Genomic DNA, 23,670 nt, shown 5'->3' with positions numbered 1-23,670 from the left:
ACCCCTTACTTAGCAGCTTTTTTACGAGGCGCTGGTGCTTGTGGTTTCAGTTCTTCTTGGCGACCACCAATTACTTCGCCTTTGAAGATCCAAACCTTTACACCGATCACACCGTAAGTGGTGTGAGCTTCGTAGTTGGCATAGTCGATGTCGGCACGCAGGGTGTGCAGTGGCACACGACCTTCGCGATACCATTCAGTACGTGCGATTTCAGCACCGCCGAGACGACCGCTCACTTGGATTTTGATGCCTTTGGCACCAATGCGCATGGCGTTCTGAACAGCGCGCTTCATAGCGCGACGGAACATTACGCGACGCTCCAGCTGCTGAGCTACGCTCTGCGCAACCAGCATACCGTCAAGCTCCGGCTTGCGGATCTCTTCGATATTGATGTGCACAGGCACACCCATTTGCTTGGTCAGGTCCTGACGCAGTTTCTCAACATCTTCACCTTTCTTCCCGATAACGATACCTGGACGAGCGGTGTGGATGGTGATACGTGCTGTCTGAGCCGGACGATGGATATCGATACGGCTGACGGACGCGCTTTTTAATTTGTCTTGGAGGTACTCACGCACTTTCAGATCAGCGAACAAATAGTCCGCATAAGTCCGACCGTCTGCGTACCAGACGGAGGTGTGCTCCTTGACGATTCCCAGGCGAATGCCAATGGGATGTACTTTCTGACCCATCTCTTCGACTCCGTTACTTGTCAGCAACCTTGACAGTGATATGGCAAGACCGCTTGACGATGCGATCAGCACGGCCTTTAGCACGTGGCATGATGCGCTTCAGCGAACGCCCTTCGTTGACGAAAACGGTGGAGACCTTGAGGTCATCAACGTCTGCGCCTTCGTTATGCTCGGCGTTGGCTACAGCCGACTCCAGCACTTTCTTCAGGATCTCGGCGGCTTTCTTACTGCTGAAAGCCAACAGGTTGAGCGCTTCGCCCACCTTCTTCCCGCGGATCTGGTCGGCGACCAAGCGGGCTTTCTGGGCGGAGATTCGAGCGCCCGACAACTTAGCGGCTACTTCCATCGTTCCTTACCCCTTAACGCTTGGCTTTCTTGTCTGCCACGTGCCCACGATATGTGCGGGTACCGGCAAACTCGCCTAGTTTATGGCCGACCATGTCTTCGTTCACGAGAACAGGGACATGTTGACGACCGTTATGCACTGCAATGGTCAGACCGACCATTTGTGGCAGGATCATCGAACGACGCGACCAGGTTTTCACCGGTTTGCGATCGTTCTTTTCCGCCGCCACTTCGATCTTCTTCAGTAGGTGAAGATCAATAAAAGGACCTTTTTTCAGAGAACGTGGCACTGTCGTATCCCTCTATTTACTTGCGACGACGGACGATCATTTTGTCGGTACGCTTATTACCACGAGTCTTCGCGCCCTTAGTCGGGAAGCCCCACGGCGATACCGGATGACGACCACCAGAGGTACGACCTTCACCACCACCATGTGGGTGGTCAACCGGGTTCATGGCAACACCACGAACGGTTGGGCGAACGCCACGCCAGCGTTTGGCACCTGCTTTACCCAGCGAACGAAGGCTGTGCTCGGAGTTCGAGACTTCGCCCAGCGTTGCACGGCACTCAGAAAGTACTTTACGCATTTCACCGGAGCGAAGACGCAGGGTTACGTACACACCTTCACGTGCGATCAGCTGTGCAGAAGCACCAGCGGAACGAGCGATCTGTGCGCCTTTACCTGGCTTCAGTTCGATGCCGTGTACGGTGCTACCAACTGGAATGTTGCGCAGTTGAAGAGCATTGCCCGGCTTGATTGGTGCCAGAGCACCTGCAATCAGCTGGTCGCCAGCACTCACGCCTTTAGGGGCGATGATGTAGCGGCGCTCGCCGTCTGCGTACAGCAGCAGAGCAATGTGAGCAGTACGGTTTGGATCGTATTCGATACGCTCGACGGTGGCAGCGATGCCATCCTTGTCGTTGCGACGGAAATCGACCAGACGATAATGCTGCTTATGGCCACCACCGATATGACGGGTAGTAATACGACCATTGTTGTTACGACCACCAGTCTTCGATTTTTTCTCGAGCAGCGGTGCGTGAGGAGCGCCTTTATGCAGCTCCTGATTGACCACCTTGACCACAAAACGGCGGCCAGGGGAAGTCGGTTTGCATTTAACGATTGCCATGATGCACCCCTTCCTTACTCAGCACTGCTGCTGAAATCGAGATCTTGGCCTGGCTGAAGGGAGATAACCGCCTTCTTCCAGTCATTACGCTTGCCCAGACCGCGAGCAGTGCGCTTGCTCTTACCCAGAACATTCAGGGTAGTAACACGCTCTACTTTCACGCTGAACAGGCTTTCGACGGCCTTCTTGATTTCCAGCTTGGTTGCGTCAGTAGCAACCTTGAAAACGAACTGACCTTTTTTGTCTGCGAGAACCGTAGCCTTTTCGGAAACGTGCGGGCCAAGCAGAACTTTAAATACGCGTTCCTGGTTCATCCCAGCAGCTCCTCGAATTTCTTCACGGCCGACACAGTGATCAACACTTTGTCGTATGCGATCAGACTAACTGGATCGGAACCTTGAACGTCACGTACATCAACGTGCGGCAGGTTGCGAGCAGCCAGGTACAGATTCTGGTCAACAGCATCGGACACGATCAGGACGTCAGTCAGGCCCATGCCAGTCAGCTTGTTCAGCAAATCTTTGGTTTTCGGTGCTTCAACAGCGAAATCCTGAACCACGACCAGACGATCAGTACGAACCAGTTCAGCAAGAATGGAGCGCAGTGCTGCGCGATACATCTTCTTGTTGAGCTTCTGAGTGTGATCCTGTGGACGAGCTGCGAAAGTGGTACCGCCGCCGCGCCAGATTGGGCTACGAATAGTACCGGCACGAGCACGGCCAGTACCTTTCTGACGCCAAGGGCGCTTACCGCCACCACGAACGTCGGAACGGGTCTTTTGCTGCTTGCTACCTTGACGACCGCCAGCCATGTAGGCCACGACTGCCTGGTGAACCAGCGTCTCGTTGAACTCGCCGCCAAATGTCAGTTCGGAAACTTCGATTGCCTGAGCGTCATTTACATTTAATTGCATGTCAGCTTCCCCTTAACCGCGAGCCTTGGCTGCCGGACGTACAACCAGGTTGCCGCCAGTAGCGCCAGGAACAGCACCCTTGACCAACAACAGATTGCGTTCAGCGTCCACGCGCACTACTTCGAGGGACTGCACGGTCACGCGCTCAGCGCCCATATGACCGGACATTTTTTTGCCCTTGAATACACGACCAGGAGTCTGGCACTGGCCGATAGAGCCCGGGACGCGGTGGGAGACGGAGTTACCGTGGGTATTGTCCTGACCACGGAAATTCCAACGCTTGATCGTACCCTGGAAGCCTTTACCCTTGGACTGACCGGTCACATCAACCAGTTGACCAGCAGCGAAGATTTCAGCGTTGATCAGATCGCCAGCCTGGTAGTCGCCTTCTTCAAGACGGAACTCCATGACAGTACGACCGGCGGCAACGTTCGCTTTAGCGAAGTGGCCAGCCTGAGCGGCTGTGACACGCGAAGCACGACGCTCGCCGACAGTGACTTGCACTGCACGATAGCCATCGGTTTCTTCGGTTTTGAACTGAGTGACGCGATTCGGCTCGATCTCAATGACCGTGACCGGAATGGAGACACCTTCTTCGGTGAAAATACGGGTCATACCGCATTTACGACCGACTACACCAATAGTCATGTTGTAAACCTCATGAGTGTACGGGGCTTTCACCCGCTATGGCCGCCCATTTCAGAGCGTTACACGACTAAGACCCAAGTCTTAGCCGAGGCTGATCTGAACTTCCACACCGGCTGCAAGATCAAGCTTCATAAGCGCGTCAACGGTTTTATCCGTTGGCTGGACGATATCCAGAACACGCTTGTGAGTACGGATCTCATACTGGTCGCGCGCGTCTTTGTTGACGTGCGGAGAAACCAGAACGGTGAACCGCTCTTTACGAGTCGGCAGTGGAATCGGACCACGCACCTGTGCACCAGTACGTTTCGCGGTTTCCACGATTTCCTGGGTTGATTGGTCGATCAGGCGATGGTCAAAAGCCTTCAACCTGATACGGATTTGCTGGTTTTGCATTGGATTCAGACTCCAGATTGCTGTTCCCACCGAGCGCAATACGCCCGTTAAAAGGAGGCGCAATTCTATAGACGTGCTAACGGGGTGTCAACCCAATAAAAAAGCCCCCGCAGTGCGGGGGCTCTTTTTGGGAATCAACGCTTACGCGATGATTTTGGCTACGACGCCAGCGCCGACGGTACGACCGCCTTCACGGATTGCGAAACGCAGACCATCTTCCATTGCGATTGGCTTGATCAGGGTAACGGAAACTTTAACGTTATCACCTGGCATAACCATTTCTACGCCTTCCGGCAGTTCGCAGCTACCGGTAACGTCGGTAGTACGGAAGTAGAACTGTGGACGGTAGCCTTTGAAGAACGGAGTGTGACGACCGCCTTCTTCTTTGCTCAGAACGTAGATTTCAGCTTCGAACTGAGTGTGCGGCTTGACAGTGCCTGGCTTGACCAGAACCTGGCCACGCTCAACGTCGTCACGCTTGGTACCACGCAGCAGAACGCCGCAGTTCTCGCCAGCACGACCTTCGTCGAGCAGTTTACGGAACATTTCAACACCGGTGCAGGTGGTGACGGTAGTGTCACGCAGACCAACGATTTCCAGTGGATCCTGAACCTTGACGATACCGCGCTCAACACGACCAGTCACAACAGTACCGCGACCGGAGATCGAGAATACGTCTTCGATTGGCATCAGGAACGGCTTGTCGACAGCACGCTCTGGCTGAGGAATGTAGCTGTCCAGAGTCTCAACCAACTTCTTGACGGCAGTGGTGCCCATCTCGTTGTCGTCTTTGCCTTCCAATGCCATACGGGCGGAGCCGATGATGATTGGAGTGTCGTCGCCCGGGAAGTCGTAAGTGCTCAGCAGATCGCGCACTTCCATCTCAACCAGTTCCAGCAGCTCAGCGTCGTCTACCAGGTCAGCCTTGTTCAGGAAGACCACGATGTACGGAACGCCAACCTGACGGGACAGCAGGATGTGCTCACGGGTTTGCGGCATCGGACCATCAGCAGCCGAACAAACCAGGATAGCGCCGTCCATCTGCGCAGCACCGGTGATCATGTTCTTCACGTAGTCAGCGTGACCTGGGCAGTCAACGTGCGCGTAGTGACGCGTAGCCGAGTTGTACTCAACGTGAGCGGTGTTGATGGTGATACCGCGAGCTTTCTCTTCTGGTGCGCTGTCGATCTTGTCGAAGTCAACACGAGCCGAACCGAAAACTTCGGAGCAGACGCGAGTCAGAGCAGCGGTCAGCGTGGTCTTGCCATGGTCAACGTGACCAATGGTGCCGACGTTGCAATGCGGGAGGGAACGATCAAATTTTTCTTTAGCCACGACAAATAACTCCTAGCCTAAAGGCGCTGAATCAGCCTTGTTTTTTGGTTACAGTTTCGACGATGTGCGACGGCGCTGTATTGTATTTTTTGAATTCCATAGAGTAGCTTGCGCGACCCTGGGACATGGAGCGGACATCGGTCGCATAACCGAACATCTCGCCCAACGGAACCTCGGCACGAATCACTTTGCCGGAAACCGTATCTTCCATACCCAGAATCATGCCGCGACGACGGTTAAGGTCGCCCATCACGTCACCCATATAGTCTTCAGGCGTAACAACCTCTACCGCCATGATCGGCTCAAGCAACTCACCACCGCCCTTCTGGGCCAGTTGCTTGGTCGCCATGGAAGCAGCCACCTTAAACGCCATCTCGTTCGAGTCGACGTCATGGTAGGAACCATCAAACACGGTAGCCTTCAGGCCGATCAGCGGATAACCGGCAACAACGCCGTTCTTCATCTGCTCTTCGATGCCCTTCTGGATAGCCGGGATGTATTCCTTGGGAACAACACCACCCACCACTTCGTTTACGAATTGCAGACCTTCCTGACCTTCGTCAGCAGGTGCAAAACGGATCCAGCAATGACCAAACTGGCCACGACCGCCGGATTGACGAACGAACTTGCCTTCGATCTCACAGTTCTTCGTGATGCGCTCACGATAGGAAACCTGAGGCTTGCCGATGTTGGCTTCGACGTTGAACTCACGGCGCATCCGGTCAACCAGGATGTCCAGGTGGAGCTCGCCCATGCCAGAGATGATCGTTTGACCAGTCTCTTCATCAGTTTTGACGCGGAAAGACGGGTCTTCCTGAGCAAGTTTGCCCAGTGCGATACCCATTTTTTCCTGGTCATCCTTGGTCTTTGGCTCAACAGCAACCGAAATAACCGGCTCCGGGAAGTCCATACGAACCAGGATGATTGGCTTGTCAGCGTTGCACAAGGTTTCACCAGTGGTGACGTCCTTCATGCCGATCAAGGCCGCGATGTCACCAGCGCGCACTTCCTTGATCTCTTCGCGGGCGTTTGCGTGCATTTGCACCATACGACCCACGCGCTCTTTCTTGCCTTTGACCGAGTTGATCACACCGTCGCCGGATGCCAACACGCCCGAGTAAACACGGACGAAAGTCAAAGTACCCACGAATGGGTCGGTGGCGATCTTGAACGCCAGAGCCGAGAACGGCTCGTTGTCGTCTGCATGACGCTCCATCAGCACTTCTTCGTTATCAGGATCGGAACCCTTGATAGCTGGAATGTCGATTGGAGCCGGCAGGTAGTCGATCACGGCGTCGAGAACAAGGGGAACGCCCTTGTTCTTGAAGGAAGAACCGCAAACAGCAAGAACGATCTCACCAGCGATAGTACGCTGACGCAGAGCGGCCTTGATTTCCTCATTGGTGAGTTCTTCACCTTCAAGGTATTTGTTCATCAGCTCTTCGTTGGCTTCAGCAGCAGCTTCAACCATGTTGCTGCGCCACTCGTTAGCCAGCTCCTGCAGTTCAGCAGGAATAGGCTCGCGACGTGGAACCATACCCTTGTCAGCATCGCTCCAGTAAACAGCTTCCATGGACATCAGGTCGATTTGACCCTGGAAGTTGTCTTCAGCACCAATAGCCAGCTGGATCGGCACCGGAGTGTGACCCAGACGCTGCTTGATCTGAGCGATTACGCGCAGAAAGTTGGCGCCGGCACGGTCCATCTTGTTCACGTAAACGATACGTGGAACACCGTACTTGTTGGCTTGACGCCATACAGTTTCGGACTGGGGCTCTACGCCGGAAGTACCACAGAACACAACGACCGCGCCGTCGAGCACACGCAGGGAACGCTCAACTTCAATAGTGAAGTCAACGTGGCCCGGAGTGTCAATGACGTTGAAACGGTATTGGTCTTTGTGTTGCTTCTCGGAACCCTGCCAAAAGGCAGTAATAGCAGCAGAAGTAATGGTAATACCACGCTCCTGCTCCTGAACCATCCAGTCCGTGGTCGCGGCGCCATCATGCACCTCGCCCATTTTGTGGCTTTTGCCGGTGTAAAAAAGTACGCGCTCGGTGGTGGTGGTTTTACCAGCATCCACGTGAGCGACGATACCAATGTTACGGTAGCGGCCAATCGGAGTAGTACGAGCCATAAAGCCCTCGCAAAATTAGTGACGCTGAAATTAGAAGCGGTAGTGCGAGAAAGCCTTGTTGGCCTCGGCCATACGGTGCACGTCTTCACGCTTCTTGACCGCAGCACCTTTACCTTCGGCGGCGTCCATCAGTTCGCCAGCCAAACGCAGAGCCATGGACTTCTCACCGCGCTTACGCGCGAAGTCTACCAGCCAACGCATTGCCAGAGCATTACGACGGGACGGACGAACTTCGACAGGAACCTGGTAAGTAGCACCGCCTACACGGCGCGACTTTACTTCGACCAGCGGAGCGATGGCGTCGAGAGCTTTCTCGAAGATTTCCAGGGGATCGCTGTTCTTACGTTCTTTAACCTTTTCCAGCGCGCCATAAACGATACGCTCGGCAACGGCTTTCTTGCCGCTCTCCATCACGTGGTTCATGAACTTGGCCAGAATCTGGCTGCCGTATTTTGGATCGTCAAGCACTTCGCGCTTGGCTGCTACGCGTCTTCTTGGCATGGATAAGCCCTCAAACGGTCTTCAGGTTAGCTCGGGACCACCATCCTGCTAAGGATGCGCCCGACCTTACTCTTATCGACTCAGAAAAATAGAAATCTGCAATTTCAAACAGAAGCCAAAGACTACTTAGGCTTCTTGGTACCGTATTTCGAGCGACCCTGGTTACGGCCTTTAACGCCGGAGGTATCCAGAGAACCACGAACGGTGTGATAACGAACACCTGGCAAGTCTTTTACACGACCGCCACGGATCAGTACCACGCTGTGCTCTTGCAGGTTGTGACCTTCACCACCGATGTACGAGGAAACCTCGAAACCGTTGGTCAGGCGCACACGGCAGACTTTACGCAATGCCGAGTTAGGTTTTTTCGGCGTGGTGGTATACACACGAGTGCACACACCGCGACGTTGCGGGCAATTCTGCAGCGCAGGCACGTCGGATTTCTCGACGATACGCTTACGCGGCTGACGTACCAGCTGGTTGATAGTTGCCATCTACTAGCTCCACTGTTGTCTTGCGACGCTATTGTCTTACAAGAAAAGCAAATGACAGGGCACAGACCCCGCCAAATTTAGGGGTACAAGAGTCTAAAGAGGATCCCGCCCCCAGTCAAGACAAAGCCCCGGCCGCTTCGTCTGGCAAACAGCACAAAATGTGCTGCCTGCCGAATGAAAATGCCGAGGCTTTGGTCTTAGTTACCGCTGGAGTTCAACGCTTCCGTCAGAGCTGCTTCTACTTCGCTGGCGCTGACACGGGTTGGTTTGTCCATTTCACGGCGACGCTTGCGCTCGCTGTGATAAGCCAGACCGGTACCGGCCGGGATCAAACGACCCACAACCACGTTTTCCTTCAGGCCGCGCAAGTAATCGCGCTTGCCTGTCACAGCCGCTTCGGTCAGTACGCGGGTTGTCTCCTGGAAGGAGGCCGCAGAGATGAACGACTCGGTGGACAGCGATGCCTTGGTGATACCCAGCAACACACGAGTGAACTTGGAAACAAACTTGTCTTCCGTGCTCAGACGCTCGTTTTCTACCAGTACGTGAGTCAGTTCCATCTGGTCGCCCTTGATGAAGCTGGAGTCGCCAGACTCGGCAATCTCAACTTTACGCAGCATCTGACGCAAGATGGTCTCGATGTGCTTGTCGTTGATTTTCACGCCTTGCAGACGGTATACGTCCTGAATCTCGTTGACGATGTACTTGGCCAGCGCACTCACACCCAGCAAACGCAGGATGTCGTGTGGATCGCTCGGGCCGTCGGAGATAACTTCGCCGCGGTTCACTTGCTCGCCTTCGAAGACGTTCAGGTGACGCCACTTCGGAATCAGCTCCTCATACGGATCGCTACCGTCGTTCGGGGTAATGACCAGACGGCGCTTGCCTTTGGTCTCTTTACCGAATGCGATGGTACCGCTGACTTCTGCAAGGATCGACGCCTCTTTCGGACGACGCGCTTCGAACAGGTCGGCAACACGCGGCAGACCACCGGTGATGTCACGGGTCTTCGAAGTTTCCTGCGGAATACGAGCGATAACATCACCGATCGCGATCTGCGCACCGTCAGCCACACCAACCAGGGCGTTAGCCGGCAAGAAGTACTGAGCCGGCACGTCGGTACCTGGCAGCAGCAGATCCTTGCCATCCAGACCAACCATCTTCACGGCAGGACGGATGTCCTTGCCAGCAGCCGGGCGGTCTTTGGCATCAAGCACTTCAATGTTGGTCATACCGGTCAATTCGTCTGTCTGACGCTTGATCGTGATGCCTTCTTCCATGCCGACGTAGGTAACAGTACCTTTCATCTCGGTGACAATCGGGTGAGTGTGCGGATCCCACTTGGCCACGATCGAACCAGCGTCGACCTTGTCGCCTTCCTTCACCGAAATCACTGCACCGTATGGCAGTTTGTAACGCTCACGCTCACGACCGAAGTCATCAGCGATTGCCAGCTCACCGGAGCGGGATACCGCAACCAGGTGACCGTCGACACGCTCTACGTGCTTCAGGTTGTGAAGACGGACAGTACCGCCGTTCTTCACCTGAACGCTGTCGGCGGCCGAGGTCCGGCTTGCCGCACCACCAATGTGGAACGTACGCATTGTCAGCTGGGTACCCGGCTCACCGATCGACTGTGCAGCGATAACGCCTACAGCTTCACCGATGTTGACCTGGTGACCGCGAGCCAGGTCGCGACCATAGCACTTGGCGCAAATACCGTAGCGGGTTTCACAACTGATTGGCGAGCGGACAATGACTTCGTCGATGCTGTTCAGCTCGATGAACTCAACCCATTTCTCGTCAACCAGAGTGCCTGCAGGCACGATGATTTCTTCTGTACCCGGCTTGAACACGTCACGGGCAATGACTCGACCCAGTACGCGCTCACCCAGCGGCTCTACAACGTCGCCGCCTTCAATGTGCGGAGTCATCAGCAGGCCGTGTTCGGTACCGCAGTCTACTTCGGTAACGACCAGATCCTGAGCCACGTCTACCAGACGACGAGTCAGATAACCGGAGTTAGCGGTTTTCAACGCAGTATCCGCAAGACCCTTACGAGCACCGTGAGTGGAGATGAAGTACTGAAGTACGCTCAAACCTTCACGGAAGTTCGCAGTGATCGGCGTTTCGATGATGGAGCCGTCAGGCTTGGCCATCAGACCACGCATACCGGCCAGCTGACGAATCTGGGCAGCAGAACCACGCGCCCCGGAGTCAGCCATCATGTACATCGAGTTGAAGGATTCCTGATCAACTTCGACGCCGTGACGGTCGATAACGCGCTCTTTGGACAGGTTCGACATCATCGCTTTCGAGACTTCGTCGTTCGCCTTGGACCAAAGGTCGATCACCTTGTTGTACTTCTCGCCCTGGGTTACCAGGCCGGAAGCGTACTGGCTTTCGATCTCTTTAACTTCTTCGGTGGCCGCGTCGATGATGCGAGCTTTCTCATCCGGGATAACGAAGTCGTTAACGCCGATGGAAACACCCGAAATGGTCGAGTAGGCAAAACCGGTATACATCAACTGGTCAGCGAAGATAACGGTCTCTTTCAAACCAACCACGCGGTAGCACTGGTTGATCAGTTTGGAGATCGCTTTTTTCTTCATCGGCTGGTTGACGACGTCGTAGGACAGGCCGGCCGGAACCACCTGGAACAGCAACGCACGGCCGACAGTGGTGTCAACGATACGAGTGTTCTTGACGCTGCCACCATCACGATCATTGACCGTTTCGTGGATACGAACCTTGACCTTGGCGTGCAGAGCCGCTTCGCCGGCGCGGAATACGCGGTCGACTTCCTGCAGATCCGCAAACACACGACCTTCGCCTTTGGCGTTGATCGCTTCACGAGTCATGTAGTACAGACCCAATACAACGTCCTGAGAAGGAACGATGATCGGCTCACCGTTGGCTGGCGACAGAATGTTGTTGGTCGACATCATCAGTGCGCGCGCTTCGAGCTGGGCTTCCAGCGTCAAAGGCACGTGAACGGCCATCTGGTCACCGTCGAAGTCGGCGTTGTACGCAGCACAGACCAGCGGGTGCAGCTGGATAGCCTTACCTTCGATCAGAACCGGTTCAAAGGCCTGGATACCAAGACGGTGAAGCGTTGGCGCACGGTTCAGGAGCACTGGGTGTTCGCGAATCACTTCGGCAAGAACGTCCCAGACTTCTGGCAGCTCGCGCTCGACCATTTTCTTGGCAGCTTTGATGGTGGTAGCCAGGCCACGCATTTCCAGCTTGCCGAAGATGAACGGCTTGAACAGCTCAAGAGCCATCTTTTTCGGCAGACCGCACTGGTGCAGACGCAGGGTCGGACCTACGGTAATTACCGAACGACCCGAGTAGTCAACACGCTTACCGAGCAAGTTCTGACGGAAACGACCCTGCTTACCCTTGATCATGTCAGCCAGGGATTTGAGAGGACGCTTGTTGGAACCGGTGATGGCGCGACCGCGACGACCGTTGTCGAGCAGTGCATCGACCGCTTCCTGCAGCATGCGCTTTTCGTTGCGCACGATGATATCGGGAGCGGACAGATCCAGCAGACGCTTCAGACGGTTGTTACGGTTGATCACTCGACGATACAGATCGTTGAGGTCGGACGTCGCGAAACGGCCACCGTCAAGCGGAACCAGAGGACGCAGATCTGGCGGCAGAACCGGCAGAACGGTCAGCACCATCCACTCGGGGAGGTTGCCGGAACCCTGGAAGGCTTCCATCAGCTTCAGACGCTTGGACAGCTTCTTGATCTTGGTTTCGGAATTGGTTTGCGGAATCTCTTCACGCAGACGGCCGATTTCGTGTTCCAGATCGATAGCGTGCAGCAATTCGCGAACAGCTTCAGCACCCATGCGGGCGTCAAAGTCATCACCGAACTCTTCGAGCGCTTCGAAGTACTGCTCGTCGTTCAGCAGCTGGCCTTTTTCAAGGGTGGTCATGCCTGGATCGATAACGACATAGCTCTCGAAGTAGAGAACGCGTTCGATATCACGCAGGGTCATGTCCATCAGCAAGCCGATACGGGACGGCAGCGATTTCAGGAACCAGATGTGGGCAACCGGCGAAGCCAGTTCGATGTGAGCCATACGCTCGCGACGAACCTTGGCCAGGGCCACTTCAACACCGCATTTTTCGCAGATGACGCCGCGGTGCTTCAGGCGCTTGTACTTACCGCACAGGCACTCGTAATCTTTTACCGGGCCAAAGATCTTGGCGCAGAACAGACCGTCACGCTCAGGCTTGAACGTACGGTAGTTGATGGTTTCCGGCTTTTTAACTTCACCGAACGACCAGGAACGGATCATCTCAGGCGATGCAAGTCCGATACGGATTGCGTCGAACTCTTCGACCTGACCCTGGTTTTTCAGCAAATTCAGTAAGTCTTTCAAGGCTTTCCTCCTGGCGGAGCAGGGAGCAGGCATGACCGCCCTGCCCCCGATTCACGTCACGTGTTATTCGGTTTCCAGATCGATATCGATACCGAGCGAACGGATTTCTTTGATCAACACGTTGAAAGACTCGGGCATGCCCGGCTCCATACGGTGATCGCCGTCCACGATGTTTTTGTACATCTTGGTACGACCGTTCACATCGTCCGACTTCACTGTGAGCATTTCTTGCAGAGTGTACGCCGCGCCGTATGCTTCCAGCGCCCACACTTCCATCTCCCCGAAACGCTGACCACCGAACTGGGCCTTACCACCCAGCGGCTGCTGGGTAACCAGGCTGTACGAACCAGTGGAACGCGCGTGCATCTTGTCGTCCACCAAGTGGTTCAGCTTCAGCATGTACATGTAGCCGACCGTTACCGGGCGCTCAAACTTGTTGCCAGTACGACCGTCAAACAGCTGCATCTGGCCGCTTTCCGGCATATCTGCCAGCTTGAGCATTGCCTTGATTTCGCTTTCTTTAGCACCGTCGAACACCGGTGTAGCCATTGGCACACCGTTGCGAAGGTTCTTCGCAAGATCGAGGATCTCCTTGTCGGAGAGGTCTTCCAGACTTTCCTGGCGACCACCGATCTCGTTGTATATCTCGTTCAGGAACTTGCGCAGCTCGACCACTTTACGCTGCTCTTCGAGCATGCGGTTGATCTTCTCGCCCAGACCTTTGGCGGCGAGGCCAAGGTGAGTTTCGAGAATCTGACCCACGTTCATACGCGAAGGTACGCCCAGCGGGTTGAGGACGATGTCTACCGGCGTGCCATTGGCATCGTGCGGCATGTCTTCAACCGGCATGATCACGGAGACCACACCCTTGTTACCGTGACGACCGGCCATCTTGTCGCCCGGCTGGATGCGACGGCGGATTGCCAGGTAAACCTTGACGATTTTCAGCACGCCCGGAGCCAGGTCATCGCCCTGCTGCAGCTTGCGCTTCTTGTCTTCGAACTTGTCATCCAGAAGACGACGACGATCAACGATGTAAGCCTGCGCCTTCTCAAGCTGCTCGTTCAGAGCGTCTTCAGCCATGCGCAGCTTGAACCATTGACCATGCTCGAGACCGTCGAGCACTTCGTTGGTGATTTCCTGGCCTTTCTTCAGGCCAGCACCGCCTTCTGCTACACGACCGACCAGCGCAGAGCGCAGACGTTCGAAGGTAGCGCCTTCGACAATGCGGAACTCTTCGTTGAGGTCCTTGCGGATCTCGTCGAGCTGCGATTTCTCGATGGACAGGGCACGTGCATCACGCTCGACACCATCACGGGTGAAGACCTGAACGTCAATGACAGTACCTTTGGTGCCGGTAGGCACACGCAGGGAAGTGTCCTTAACGTCGCTGGCCTTCTCACCGAAGATCGCGCGCAACAGTTTTTCTTCCGGCGTCAGCTGGGTCTCGCCTTTCGGAGTGACCTTGCCCACCAGGATGTCGCCAGCACCAACTTCGGCACCTACGTAAACGATACCGGCTTCGTCCAGCTTGTTCAGAGCAGCTTCACCCACGTTCGGGATGTCAGCTGTGATTTCCTCAGGCCCAAGCTTGGTGTCACGAGCCACACAGGTCAGTTCCTGAATGTGGATCGTGGTGAAGCGGTCTTCCTGAACGACGCGCTCAGAGAGACAGATGGAGTCTTCGAAGTTGAAACCGTTCCAGGCCATGAACGCGATGCGCATGTTCTGACCCAGTGCCAGCTCACCCATATCAGTGGACGGGCCGTCGGCCATGATGTCGCTGCGCTGAACACGATCACCCTTGCTGACCAGCGGACGCTGGTTGATGCAGGTGTTCTGGTTCGAACGGGTGTATTTGGTCAGGTTGTAGATGTCTACACCTGCTTCACCTGTTTCAACTTCGTCATCAGCAACGCGAACAACGATACGGCTGGCATCAACCGAATCGATCACGCCACCACGACGGGCCACGACGCAAACGCCGGAGTCGCGAGCAACGTTGCGCTCCATGCCGGTACCCACGAGCGGCTTGTCGGCACGCAGGGTTGGTACAGCCTGACGCTGCATGTTCGAACCCATCAACGCACGGTTGGCGTCATCGTGCTCGAGGAACGGGATCAGCGAAGCCGCTACCGAGACAACCTGCTTGGGCGAAACGTCCATCAGGGTGACATCGGCTGGCGCCTTGACGGTGAATTCGTTCAAGTGACGCACAGCAACCAGCTCGTCGATAAGCTCTTGCTTGTCGTTCATTGCAGCCGAAGCCTGGGCAATGACGTGGTCAGCTTCTTCGATCGCCGAAAGGAACACGATTTCATCGGTGACCAGACCTTCCTTTACAACACGGTACGGGCTCTCGAGGAAACCGTACTGGTTGGTGCGGGCATAGGCCGCCAGGGAGTTGATCAGACCGATGTTCGGACCTTCCGGCGTTTCGATCGGGCACACACGACCATAGTGAGTCGGGTGAACGTCGCGAACTTCAAAGCCGGCGCGCTCACGAGTCAGACCGCCAGGGCCGAGTGCAGAAACACGACGCTTGTGGGTGATCTCGGAAAGCGGGTTGTTCTGGTCCATGAACTGGGAAAGCTGGCTGGAACCGAAGAACTCTTTGACCGCGGCCGCAACAGGCTTGGCATTGATCAGGTCCTGAGGCATCAGGCCTTCGCTTTCCGCCATGGACAGACGTTCTTTGACAGCACGCTCGACGCGGACCAGACCTACACGGAACTGGTTCTCGGCCATCTCGCCTACGCAGCGAACGCGACGGTTACCGAGGTGGTCGATGTCATCGACGATGCCTTTGCCGTTACGGATATCAACGAGGGTCTTGAGAACCGCGACGATATCTTCCTTGCACAACACCCCCGAACCTTCGATTTCGGTACGACCGATACGACGGTTGAACTTCATCCGGCCTACAGCGGACAGGTCATAGCGCTCTGGGCTGAAGAACAAATTGTTGAACAGGGTTTCAGCAGCATCCTTGGTCGGTGGCTCGCCAGGACGCATCATGCGATAGATTTCGACCAGCGCTTCCAGTTGGTTGCTGGTGGAGTCGATCTTCAACGTATCGGAAACGAACGGGCCGCAATCGATGTCGTTGGTGTACAGCGTTTCGATGCGAACAACCTGAGCCTTGGCGATCTTGCCGAGGATTTCAGTGTTCAGCTCGGTGTTGCACTCGGCAATGATCTCGCCGGTTGCCGGATGCACGATGACCTTGGCAGTCGTACGGCCCAGGACGTAGTCCAGAGGTACTTCCAGCTCTTTGATCCCGGCCTTTTCCAGCTGGTTGATGTGACGGGCAGTGATACGGCGACCCTGCTCGACAATGACCTTGCCCTTGTCGTCCAGGATGTCCAGAACGGCAATTTCACCACGCAGGCGCTGAGGCACCAGTTCCAGGCTCAGGTTTTCGCCGCGCACATGGAAGACGTTGGTGGTGTAGAAAGCATCGAGCACTTGCTCGGTGGTGTAACCCAGCGCGCGCAGAAGTACAGACGCAGGCAGCTTGCGACGACGGTCGATACGGACGAATACGCAGTCTTTCGGATCGAACTCGAAGTCCAGCCACGAACCGCGGTAAGGAATGATACGAGCGGAGTAAAGCAGCTTACCGGAGCTGTGCGTCTTGCCACGGTCGTGGTCGAAGAATACGCCTGGCGAACGGTGCAGCTGAGACACGATAACGCGCTCGGTGCCATTGATTACAAAGGTACCGTTTTCAGTCATCAGGGGAATTTCACCCATGTAGACTTCTTGCTCTTTGATGTCCTTGATCGCTTTGTTCGACGATTCTTTGTCGAAAATGATCAGACGGACCTTGACCCGCAGAGGTACTGCGTAAGTCACACCGCGCAGCACGCATTCCTTGACATCAAATGCCGGTTCGCCCAAGCGATAACCTACATACTCCAGCGCAGCATTGCCGGAGTAGCTGATGATCGGGAAAACGGATTTGAAGGCTGCATGCAGACCGACGTCGCGGAACTGATCTTTGGTCGCTCCCGCCTGCAGGAATTCGCGATACGAATCCAGCTGAATGGCCAAGAGATACGGCACATCCATTACGTCCGGCAACTTGCTAAAGTCCTTGCGGATACGTTTTTTCTCAGTATATGAGTAAGCCATCAGCGTTCCCCAGCTTGGTCACCTGCTTGTTTGGCTCCCTCCCGACGGAAGCAGCCAGAAAATCTTGCAAACCCTTTGGTTTGCGCCACCGCCATCGGTGGATACCGCACGTTACAAACGTTGACAGCGCCAATCGTCTATAACGGAAAAAGGCCGGTGGCAAAAGCCACCAGCCATCAGCCTTTCGCTAAACGCGTGGGCTGGACACTCAAAATCGATGCTTATTTCAGCTCGACTTTAGCGCCTGCTTCTTCCAGAGTAGCTTTGGCTTTGTCAGCTGCGTCTTTGGCAACAGCTTCCAGAACCATGGCTGGAGCGCCGTCAACGACTGCCTTGGCTTCTTTCAGGCCCAGACCGGTCAGTTCACGTACAGCCTTGATCACGTTAACTTTCTTCTCGCCAGCTTCCAGCAGCATGACGTTGAATTCAGTTTGTTCTTCAACAACCGCTGCAGCAACAGCTGGGCCGGCAGAGCCAGCAGCAGCAGTAACGCCGAACTTCTCTTCGAACGCCTTGATCAGCTCTACAACCTGCAGAACGGACATTTCAGCTACGGCGTTAAGGATATCGTCTTGAGAGATGGACATGACTCAATTTCCTGAATTGGGGGACGGCCTACGCGACCATCAAAATAAACAAAAATACGCGAAAAGATCTGACTCAGCCTTAGGCTGCAGCTGCTTCTTTTTGGTCGCGAACAGCCGCCAGAGTACGAGCCAACTTGCTGGTAGCGCCTTGAATCACGCTCATCAGCTGAGAAATTGCTTCGTTACGGGTCGGCAGGCTTGCCAGTACATCGATCTGATTAGCTGCGAGGAACTTGCCCTCGAACGCAGCTGCCTTGATCTCGAACTTGTCCTGACCTTTCGAGAATTCCTTGAACAAACGGGCAGCAGCGCCAGGATGTTCGTTGGAGAACGCGATCAAGGTCGGGCCGGTGAACACGTCGTTGAGAACACTGAATTCAGTGTCAGCAACAGCGCGTTTGAGCAGGGTGTTACGTACAACGCGTACGTAAACGCCAGCTTCACGAGCCTCTTTACGGAGTCCGGTCATAGCGCTAACCGTCACACCACGGGCATCAGCCACGACAGCGGACAGACCAGCTTTGGCAGCCTCGTTGACTTCAGCGACGATGGCCTTCTTGTCTTCGAGTTTAATTGCCACGGGTTTAACTCCTGCTTGTTACCGTTTCATCCGACCGAAGCCAGATGTCGTTTTGGTGTCTGATTCGGTAAGGAACCGGGAGCACCATCTGCGTAGGCTTGAGGTTTAAGACTTGCGTCGCCTACGGTCTTGGATAGCCCCCGCCAGGCAGGGACCCCAATCTTTCAAACGGCACGGAAAACCATGCCGCTTTGTCTTACGCTTCCAGCGAACCCTGGTCGATGACCAGGCCCGGGCCCATGGTGGTGCTCAGGGTGATGCGCTTGACATAAATACCTTTCGAGGAAGCTGGCTTGATACGCTTCAGATCAGCGATCAGGGCTTCAACGTTTTCCTTAAGCTTGACAACGTCGAAACCGACCTTGCCAACGGAAGTGTGGATGATGCCGTTTTTGTCGGTGCGATAACGAACCTGACCAGCCTTGGCGTTCTTGACAGCGTTAGCCACGTCAGGAGTAACAGTGCCGACTTTCGGGTTAGGCATCAGGCCGCGAGGACCGAGAATCTGACCCAATTGACCTACAACACGCATCGCATCAGGAGAAGCGATAACGACGTCATAGTTCAGATCGCCAGCTTTCATTTCGGCAGCCAGATCGTCCATACCAACGCGATCAGCACCAGCAGCCAGAGCAGCTTCAGCAGCAGGGCCCTGGGTGAAAACTGCAACGCGTACAGTTTTACCGGTGCCGTGCGGCAGTACGGTAGCGCTACGAACAACCTGATCGGATTTACGAGGATCAACGCCCAGGTTGACAGCAACGTCTACAGACTCGCTGAACTTGACAGTCGACAGCTCAGCCAGCAGAGCAGCAGCGTCTACAAAATTGTAAGACTTGCCAGCTTCGATTTTGCTGGCGATTGCCTTTTGGCGCTTGGTCAGCTTAGCCATTACACACCCTCCACGTTAAGGCCCATGCTACGAGCGGAACCGGCGATGGTACGCACGGCCGCTTCCATGTCAGCTGCAGTCAGATCCGCATTTTTTGCTTTAGCGATATCTTCCAGCTGAGCACGAGTCACGGTGCCAACTTTAACGGTGTTCGGGCGAGCCGAGCCGCTGGTCAAGCCTGCAGCTTTCTTCAGCAGAACCGATGCAGGGGTACTTTTTGTTTCGAAAGTGAAGCTACGGTCGCTGTATACAGTGATGATCACTGGAGTCGGCAGACCTTGCTCAATACCCTGAGTACGGGCGTTGAACGCTTTGCAGAATTCCATGATATTCACACCGTGCTGACCCAGAGCAGGACCAACTGGCGGGCTAGGGTTAGCATGAGCGGCTTTCACTTGCAGCTTGATGTATGCGGTTATCTTCTTGGCCATGAGGCACTCCAATTACGGGTTCAAGCGCCAATAAAGGCTCCCCGGTTACTTACGCGTATATCCCAGTGACGAAAAAACCCCACAGCCTAAGGCTGCGGGGTATGGGATTGCAGATCAGCTAGACCTTTTCGACCTGGCTGAACTCTAGCTCTACCGGAGTAGAACGTCCGAAAATGAGCACCGCCACCTGGATACGGCTCTTTTCGTAGTTAACTTCTTCAACCGTACCGTTAAAATCAGCGAACGGACCGTCAGTGACACGTACAACCTCACCCGGCTCGAACAGTGTTTTTGGCTTCGGTTTATCGCTACCGTCAGCAACACGGCGCAGAATCGCTTCTGCTTCCTTGTCAGTGATCGGTGCTGGCTTATCGGCAGTACCGCCAATGAAGCCCATGACACGCGGGGTATCCTTGACCAAGTGCCAAGTACCCTCATTCATGTCCATCTGAACAAGCACGTAACCCGGGAAGAATTTGCGCTCACTTTTCCGCTTCTGGCCATTACGCATTTCAACCACTTCTTCAGTGGGAACCAGAATTTCGCCGAAGCCATCTTCCATGCCTGCCAGCTTCACACGCTCGACCAACGAGCGCATAACATGCTTCTCGTAACCCGAGTAAGCATGCACTACGTACCAACGCTTAGCCACGGGACACCCTTAGCCAACTATCAAGGAAACAAGCCAGCCGAGCAGGGAATCTAGCCCCCACAACAGCAACGCCATAACCAACACAACAGCCACAACAATCAGAGTGGTTTGCGTGGTTTCTTGGCGAGTAGGCCATACGACTTTACGAATCTCAGCGCGAGCTTCTTTCGCCAAAACGAAGAAAGCCTTACCTTTACCCGTCTGCAGCGCTACGAAGGCAGCGGCAGCGGCAATCACAAGGAGAGCGAGAACACGGTACAGGATCGGCTCAGCAGAATAATACTGATTACCGACGACACCCACGACAACCAAAACGACCACCAGGAGCCATTTCAGCAAGTCAAAGCGAGAGTCTGATGCTTCAGCCTTGGGATTCATCTACGGAGATCCTGTGAAAAGAAAGCCAGATTACATCTAGGGAATCTGGCAGGTCAGGAGGGAATCGAACCCCCAACCTACGGTTTTGGAGACCGTCGCTCTGCCAATTGAGCTACTGACCTAAAAGCGAAATCAGGCCGACCATTATGCGGACCTGACGAGAGTTTTTCAACACTTCATTCAGCACACCTCTGCCCCAAAAGCAGAAACCGAACAAAGCATCAGGCAGATCAAGTAAGGCCGACCCACCTAAAACAAAGGCAGATATTTTCATATCTGCCTTTAGCAATGGAGCTCCTGAGCGGATTTGAACCGCTGACCTCACCCTTACCAAGGGTGTGCTCTACCAACTGAGCTACAAGAGCAAAACACAATGCATAAGCTGCAAGCTTGGAGCGGGTAGCGGGAATCGAACCCGCATCATCAGCTTGGAAGGCTGAGGTTCTACCACTAAACTATACCCGCGCAATTTGCAGCTTGCGCTAAATCTGGTGGAGGGGGAAGGATTCGAACCTTCGAAGTCGTAGACGTCAGATTTACAGTCTGATCCCTTTGGCCGCTCGGGAACCCCTCCTAAGCGAGGCAGCATTCTCAACTCATGCTACCCTTCTGTCAACCTTTTTCTCATTAAAAACCTGAGGTTACATGCGTTGACAACTTCCACTCCGTTCGCAAGATTTTCAGCTCGCTGCGAAGCGGGCGCCATTCTATGTAAACTACTGCGTAGTTGCAATGCCCTCGCACGACATTATTTGATTTTTTAATTGCGGGAAATCCTTGCCCATCTGAGTGATCAGATCAGACTCCACCAGACGCCTGCTTTCCGGGGCAATTTTTACCCAGTACACGACAGAGCCATTCACCTGCTGCACCTGAAATTTCGACTGAATATCAAGGCTGTTCAGGCGCTGCTCAACCATGCGCACATCTTCCTGCCGCGCAAGCCCACCCAGATACAGGCAATTGCTGTCGACATCGCGCGACGAGTGCCCCGCGTCGGACTCACTCAGCAGGCGGATATCCTGCTGCGGAGCCCGATTAAGCGATAAAGGCATGATCTGTTTGGCCTTGAGCGGCGCTTCCTGCTGGTGCCACACGTAGTAGAAGCCATTGAGCATCAACAGCAGAAGAAATAACCAACGCATAAAGACCTCAACGCAAAGGGCAAGCGAGAGCCAGGCCAACGAATATCAGATCGGGCACCACGCGCGCTCCTGGTACGACATCAGAAACCAGAGGAGCGTCTCCTCCGGTCACGAAGACAGTAAAGTCATCCCCCCAATACCCGCGTGCTATTTCGAGCTGAGTCAGAACAAAACCGCGCAGCATCAACGAACATCCTCGCTCTACGGCTTCAGCCGTAGCCCGCCCCGGGACGAGCCGAACAAGCGCTTTTTCAGCTTCGGTGTCGTTATACCTGATACGCCGGGTATGGGTTCGCAACTCACTGCGCATCAACGGCATGCCAGGGCATATGAAACCGCCGAGGTGCTGCCCTTGGGCGTCAACGAAGTCCGACGTGACTGCAGTACCCAGATCAATCACCATGCATGCATTTCGGACGATGGTGTATGCACCCACGAAAGCAAGCCAGCGATCCAGCCCAAGACGCATGTAGTCATCATAGCCATTGGTCACGCCCGCAAGCTCGCGCGCGGGCAACGCACGTACGGGCGATATCGCCAGAGCAGCAGTCAACGCAGACACCAGTTCGTCGGTCTCCTCAGAACTGCGAACACTGACGAGCCGACAGCCAGTCACTTCTACACTCGCCAAACTGCCCAGTTGCTCCAACAGGGCTTGGTCCGAGTCAACAACGCCACCGCTCAACAGTGATGTACCGTCAGTTCCCATGACGCGCCACTTGATGAAGCTGTTGCCACAATCGAGTTCAAGAATCATCGCGCAACCTCAGGCTGAGCTCACCACCGCTAAAGCTCTTTTCCACACCATTGATTTCCAGCCTTAGAGCGCCGAGCAAGTCGACCCCCAGCACCACACCTTCGACCGTCTGGACGCCTGAAAGCAGCGTGACAGCAGCACCCTGCCATAGATGGCCACGCTCCCAATCTTCCCGAAATGCGGCAAAGCCTTTGTCACGATGCACATGAAGGAGGGCGTCCAGCCTGGTGCTTATACGGGCCGCTACATCATTGCGATCAGCGAGGCTTCCTGTTTCGAGACGGATGGATGTCCATGACTGGTCCACTTCAGTCGAGGCCTGCATATTCACGTTCACACCTATACCGATAATCACATGGCAGACGTCAGCAGGATCACCGATCAGCTCGAGAAGAATACCGGCAATTTTCTGCTTGCCGACCAGCACATCATTAGGCCATTTAAGGCCAGCACCTGACACGCCGAGATCGCGCAAGACATTCATCACTGCCAGTCCTACCAGCAAGCTGATGCCTTCGAGCTGGCGCATTCCGCCGTCAATGCGCAAAACCACGCTGTAATAAAGATTTTCCGCAAAGGGGCTCACCCACTTTCGGCCACGCCTCCCCCGGCCTGAGGTCTGCTGTTCGGCGAGCACCAAAAGCGGCATGGAGATACCTTCAGCAATCAACCGCGCAGCCTCGGCGTTGGTTGAATCGATGGAATCATAAGTACGAACAGTCCAGCCTGCGGGAAGTCCAGATTGGGTAATGGCAGAAGGACTCAAAAGAGAGATAGGCGTCGCCAGCCGGTAGCCACGGCCACGCACTTTATGAAATTCAATTCCCAGCTCAGCTTCAAGCTGTTGAAGCTGCTTCCATACAGCACTACGACTCACACCGAGCACTTCACCCAGAGCCTGTCCGGAATGAAACGCACCATCGGCAAGAAGCTTTAACAAGGTCAGCATTTAGAATCGCCCGGCAATAAGGCACGCATCATAGCCATGCAGGAGCATGGTGCATAGAAACGAAAACAGGTTTTCTGCGCCCAAAAAAACAAAAACCCTCAACGCGTGAGCGATGAGGGTTTTTGGAATTTAATCTTGACGATGACCTACTCTCACATGGGGAAACCCCACACTAC

At 54.8% G+C, this 23,670-nt stretch carries 24 protein-coding genes and 4 tRNA genes; all 28 read right to left on the bottom strand.

All coding sequences use genetic code 11. The features are described 5' to 3' along the window. Positions 1 to 5 precede the first annotated feature (5 nt). The 28 genes from rpsC to birA all read right to left on the bottom strand — a co-directional run bounded on the left by rpsC (position 6) and on the right by birA (position 23,494). Positions 6 to 692: a 30S ribosomal protein S3 gene (rpsC, locus tag ABJ99_RS13795; RefSeq protein WP_003176422.1), complete on the bottom strand. Its 687-nt coding sequence runs from the start codon at positions 690 to 692 to the stop codon at positions 6 to 8. A 13-nt stretch (positions 693 to 705) separates the two neighbouring features. Further along, positions 706 to 1,038, bottom strand: a complete 333-nt coding sequence (rplV, locus tag ABJ99_RS13790) for a 50S ribosomal protein L22 (protein WP_002555485.1) — start codon at positions 1,036 to 1,038, stop codon at positions 706 to 708. Between the two features lie 13 nt (positions 1,039 to 1,051). Next, complete coding sequence (rpsS, locus tag ABJ99_RS13785) at positions 1,052 to 1,327, bottom strand: 30S ribosomal protein S19 (protein ID WP_002555486.1); 276 nt, start codon at positions 1,325 to 1,327, stop codon at positions 1,052 to 1,054. A 16-nt stretch (positions 1,328 to 1,343) separates the two neighbouring features. Then, the gene (rplB, locus tag ABJ99_RS13780; RefSeq protein ID WP_024646118.1) at positions 1,344 to 2,168 is read right to left on the bottom strand and encodes a 50S ribosomal protein L2; all 825 of its coding nucleotides are present in this window, start codon (positions 2,166 to 2,168) and stop codon (positions 1,344 to 1,346) included. A gap of 14 nt (positions 2,169 to 2,182) precedes the next feature. Beyond that, complete coding sequence (gene rplW, locus ABJ99_RS13775; protein WP_002555488.1) at positions 2,183 to 2,482, bottom strand: 50S ribosomal protein L23; 300 nt, start codon at positions 2,480 to 2,482, stop codon at positions 2,183 to 2,185. Beyond that, a complete protein-coding gene (gene rplD, locus ABJ99_RS13770; protein ID WP_002555489.1) occupies positions 2,479 to 3,081 on the bottom strand; it encodes a 50S ribosomal protein L4 in 603 nt (200 codons plus the stop codon). The genes rplW and rplD overlap by 4 nt, the downstream gene beginning before the upstream one ends. Positions 3,082 to 3,093: 12 nt before the next feature. Further along, positions 3,094 to 3,729, bottom strand: a complete 636-nt coding sequence (rplC, locus tag ABJ99_RS13765; RefSeq protein WP_007253310.1) for a 50S ribosomal protein L3 — start codon at positions 3,727 to 3,729, stop codon at positions 3,094 to 3,096. An 81-nt stretch (positions 3,730 to 3,810) separates the two neighbouring features. Beyond that, positions 3,811 to 4,122, bottom strand: coding sequence for a 30S ribosomal protein S10 (gene rpsJ / locus ABJ99_RS13760; protein ID WP_003186070.1), 312 nt, complete (start codon positions 4,120 to 4,122; stop codon positions 3,811 to 3,813). 141 nt (positions 4,123 to 4,263) lie between these two features. Beyond that, the gene (gene tuf, locus ABJ99_RS13755; RefSeq protein ID WP_007245455.1) at positions 4,264 to 5,457 is read right to left on the bottom strand and encodes an elongation factor Tu; all 1,194 of its coding nucleotides are present in this window, start codon (positions 5,455 to 5,457) and stop codon (positions 4,264 to 4,266) included. 31 nt (positions 5,458 to 5,488) lie between these two features. Next, positions 5,489 to 7,594 (bottom strand): elongation factor G, encoded by a 2,106-nt coding sequence (fusA, locus tag ABJ99_RS13750; protein WP_007253312.1) that lies wholly within the window; start codon positions 7,592 to 7,594, stop codon positions 5,489 to 5,491. 30 nt (positions 7,595 to 7,624) lie between these two features. Beyond that, positions 7,625 to 8,095 carry a 30S ribosomal protein S7 gene (gene rpsG, locus ABJ99_RS13745; RefSeq protein ID WP_004397077.1) on the bottom strand — a complete coding sequence of 157 codons (471 nt, stop codon included), beginning with the start codon at positions 8,093 to 8,095 and terminating at the stop codon, positions 7,625 to 7,627. 122 nt (positions 8,096 to 8,217) lie between these two features. Next, positions 8,218 to 8,589, bottom strand: a complete 372-nt coding sequence (gene rpsL, locus ABJ99_RS13740; RefSeq protein ID WP_002555494.1) for a 30S ribosomal protein S12 — start codon at positions 8,587 to 8,589, stop codon at positions 8,218 to 8,220. Positions 8,590 to 8,786: 197 nt separating this feature from the next. After that, positions 8,787 to 12,986 carry a DNA-directed RNA polymerase subunit beta' gene (rpoC, locus tag ABJ99_RS13735; RefSeq protein WP_054086296.1) on the bottom strand — a complete coding sequence of 1,400 codons (4,200 nt, stop codon included), beginning with the start codon at positions 12,984 to 12,986 and terminating at the stop codon, positions 8,787 to 8,789. 63 nt (positions 12,987 to 13,049) lie between these two features. Next, on the bottom strand, positions 13,050 to 17,123 hold the full coding sequence (rpoB, locus tag ABJ99_RS13730) for a DNA-directed RNA polymerase subunit beta (protein WP_054086295.1): 4,074 nt from the start codon (positions 17,121 to 17,123) through the stop codon (positions 13,050 to 13,052). A gap of 221 nt (positions 17,124 to 17,344) precedes the next feature. Next, entirely contained in the window at positions 17,345 to 17,710 is a 366-nt protein-coding gene (gene rplL, locus ABJ99_RS13725) for a 50S ribosomal protein L7/L12 (RefSeq protein WP_002555497.1), read from the bottom strand. A 79-nt stretch (positions 17,711 to 17,789) separates the two neighbouring features. Then, on the bottom strand, positions 17,790 to 18,290 hold the full coding sequence (gene rplJ / locus ABJ99_RS13720) for a 50S ribosomal protein L10 (RefSeq protein ID WP_007253316.1): 501 nt from the start codon (positions 18,288 to 18,290) through the stop codon (positions 17,790 to 17,792). 196 nt (positions 18,291 to 18,486) lie between these two features. Continuing rightward, entirely contained in the window at positions 18,487 to 19,182 is a 696-nt protein-coding gene (gene rplA / locus ABJ99_RS13715; RefSeq protein ID WP_054086294.1) for a 50S ribosomal protein L1, read from the bottom strand. Further along, positions 19,182 to 19,613: a 50S ribosomal protein L11 gene (rplK, locus tag ABJ99_RS13710; protein ID WP_054086293.1), complete on the bottom strand. Its 432-nt coding sequence runs from the start codon at positions 19,611 to 19,613 to the stop codon at positions 19,182 to 19,184. Before rplK ends, rplA begins: the two co-directional genes overlap by 1 nt. Positions 19,614 to 19,731: 118 nt before the next feature. Then, on the bottom strand, positions 19,732 to 20,265 hold the full coding sequence (gene nusG, locus ABJ99_RS13705) for a transcription termination/antitermination protein NusG (RefSeq protein WP_003186097.1): 534 nt from the start codon (positions 20,263 to 20,265) through the stop codon (positions 19,732 to 19,734). 9 nt (positions 20,266 to 20,274) lie between these two features. Continuing rightward, a complete protein-coding gene (gene secE / locus ABJ99_RS13700) occupies positions 20,275 to 20,643 on the bottom strand; it encodes a preprotein translocase subunit SecE (protein ID WP_005887064.1) in 369 nt (122 codons plus the stop codon). A gap of 46 nt (positions 20,644 to 20,689) precedes the next feature. Further along, a tRNA-Trp gene (locus ABJ99_RS13695) sits at positions 20,690 to 20,765 on the bottom strand. Beyond that, on the bottom strand, positions 20,756 to 20,932 hold the full coding sequence (locus ABJ99_RS28270; RefSeq protein ID WP_154864428.1) for a hypothetical protein: 177 nt from the start codon (positions 20,930 to 20,932) through the stop codon (positions 20,756 to 20,758). Before ABJ99_RS28270 ends, ABJ99_RS13695 begins: the two co-directional genes overlap by 10 nt. Next, positions 20,933 to 21,008: transfer RNA gene (locus ABJ99_RS13690), tRNA-Thr, on the bottom strand. A gap of 26 nt (positions 21,009 to 21,034) precedes the next feature. Further along, a tRNA-Gly gene (locus tag ABJ99_RS13685) sits at positions 21,035 to 21,108 on the bottom strand. A gap of 24 nt (positions 21,109 to 21,132) precedes the next feature. Further along, positions 21,133 to 21,217: transfer RNA gene (locus tag ABJ99_RS13680), tRNA-Tyr, on the bottom strand. A gap of 142 nt (positions 21,218 to 21,359) precedes the next feature. Continuing rightward, the gene (locus tag ABJ99_RS13675) at positions 21,360 to 21,788 is read right to left on the bottom strand and encodes a hypothetical protein (RefSeq protein ID WP_054086292.1); all 429 of its coding nucleotides are present in this window, start codon (positions 21,786 to 21,788) and stop codon (positions 21,360 to 21,362) included. A gap of 7 nt (positions 21,789 to 21,795) precedes the next feature. Next, positions 21,796 to 22,545, bottom strand: a complete 750-nt coding sequence (locus tag ABJ99_RS13670; protein ID WP_054086291.1) for a pantothenate kinase — start codon at positions 22,543 to 22,545, stop codon at positions 21,796 to 21,798. Continuing rightward, positions 22,535 to 23,494, bottom strand: a complete 960-nt coding sequence (gene birA, locus ABJ99_RS13665) for a bifunctional biotin--[acetyl-CoA-carboxylase] ligase/biotin operon repressor BirA (protein WP_054086290.1) — start codon at positions 23,492 to 23,494, stop codon at positions 22,535 to 22,537. Before birA ends, ABJ99_RS13670 begins: the two co-directional genes overlap by 11 nt. Positions 23,495 to 23,670: the final 176 nt, after the last annotated feature.

The sequence above is a fragment of the Pseudomonas syringae pv. cilantro genome (assembly GCF_001293775.1).
Lineage (GTDB): Bacteria > Pseudomonadota > Gammaproteobacteria > Pseudomonadales > Pseudomonadaceae > Aquipseudomonas > Aquipseudomonas syringae_P.
Note: the sequence above shows the minus strand (reverse complement) of the source record. Positions and strands in the feature narration are given on the sequence as shown.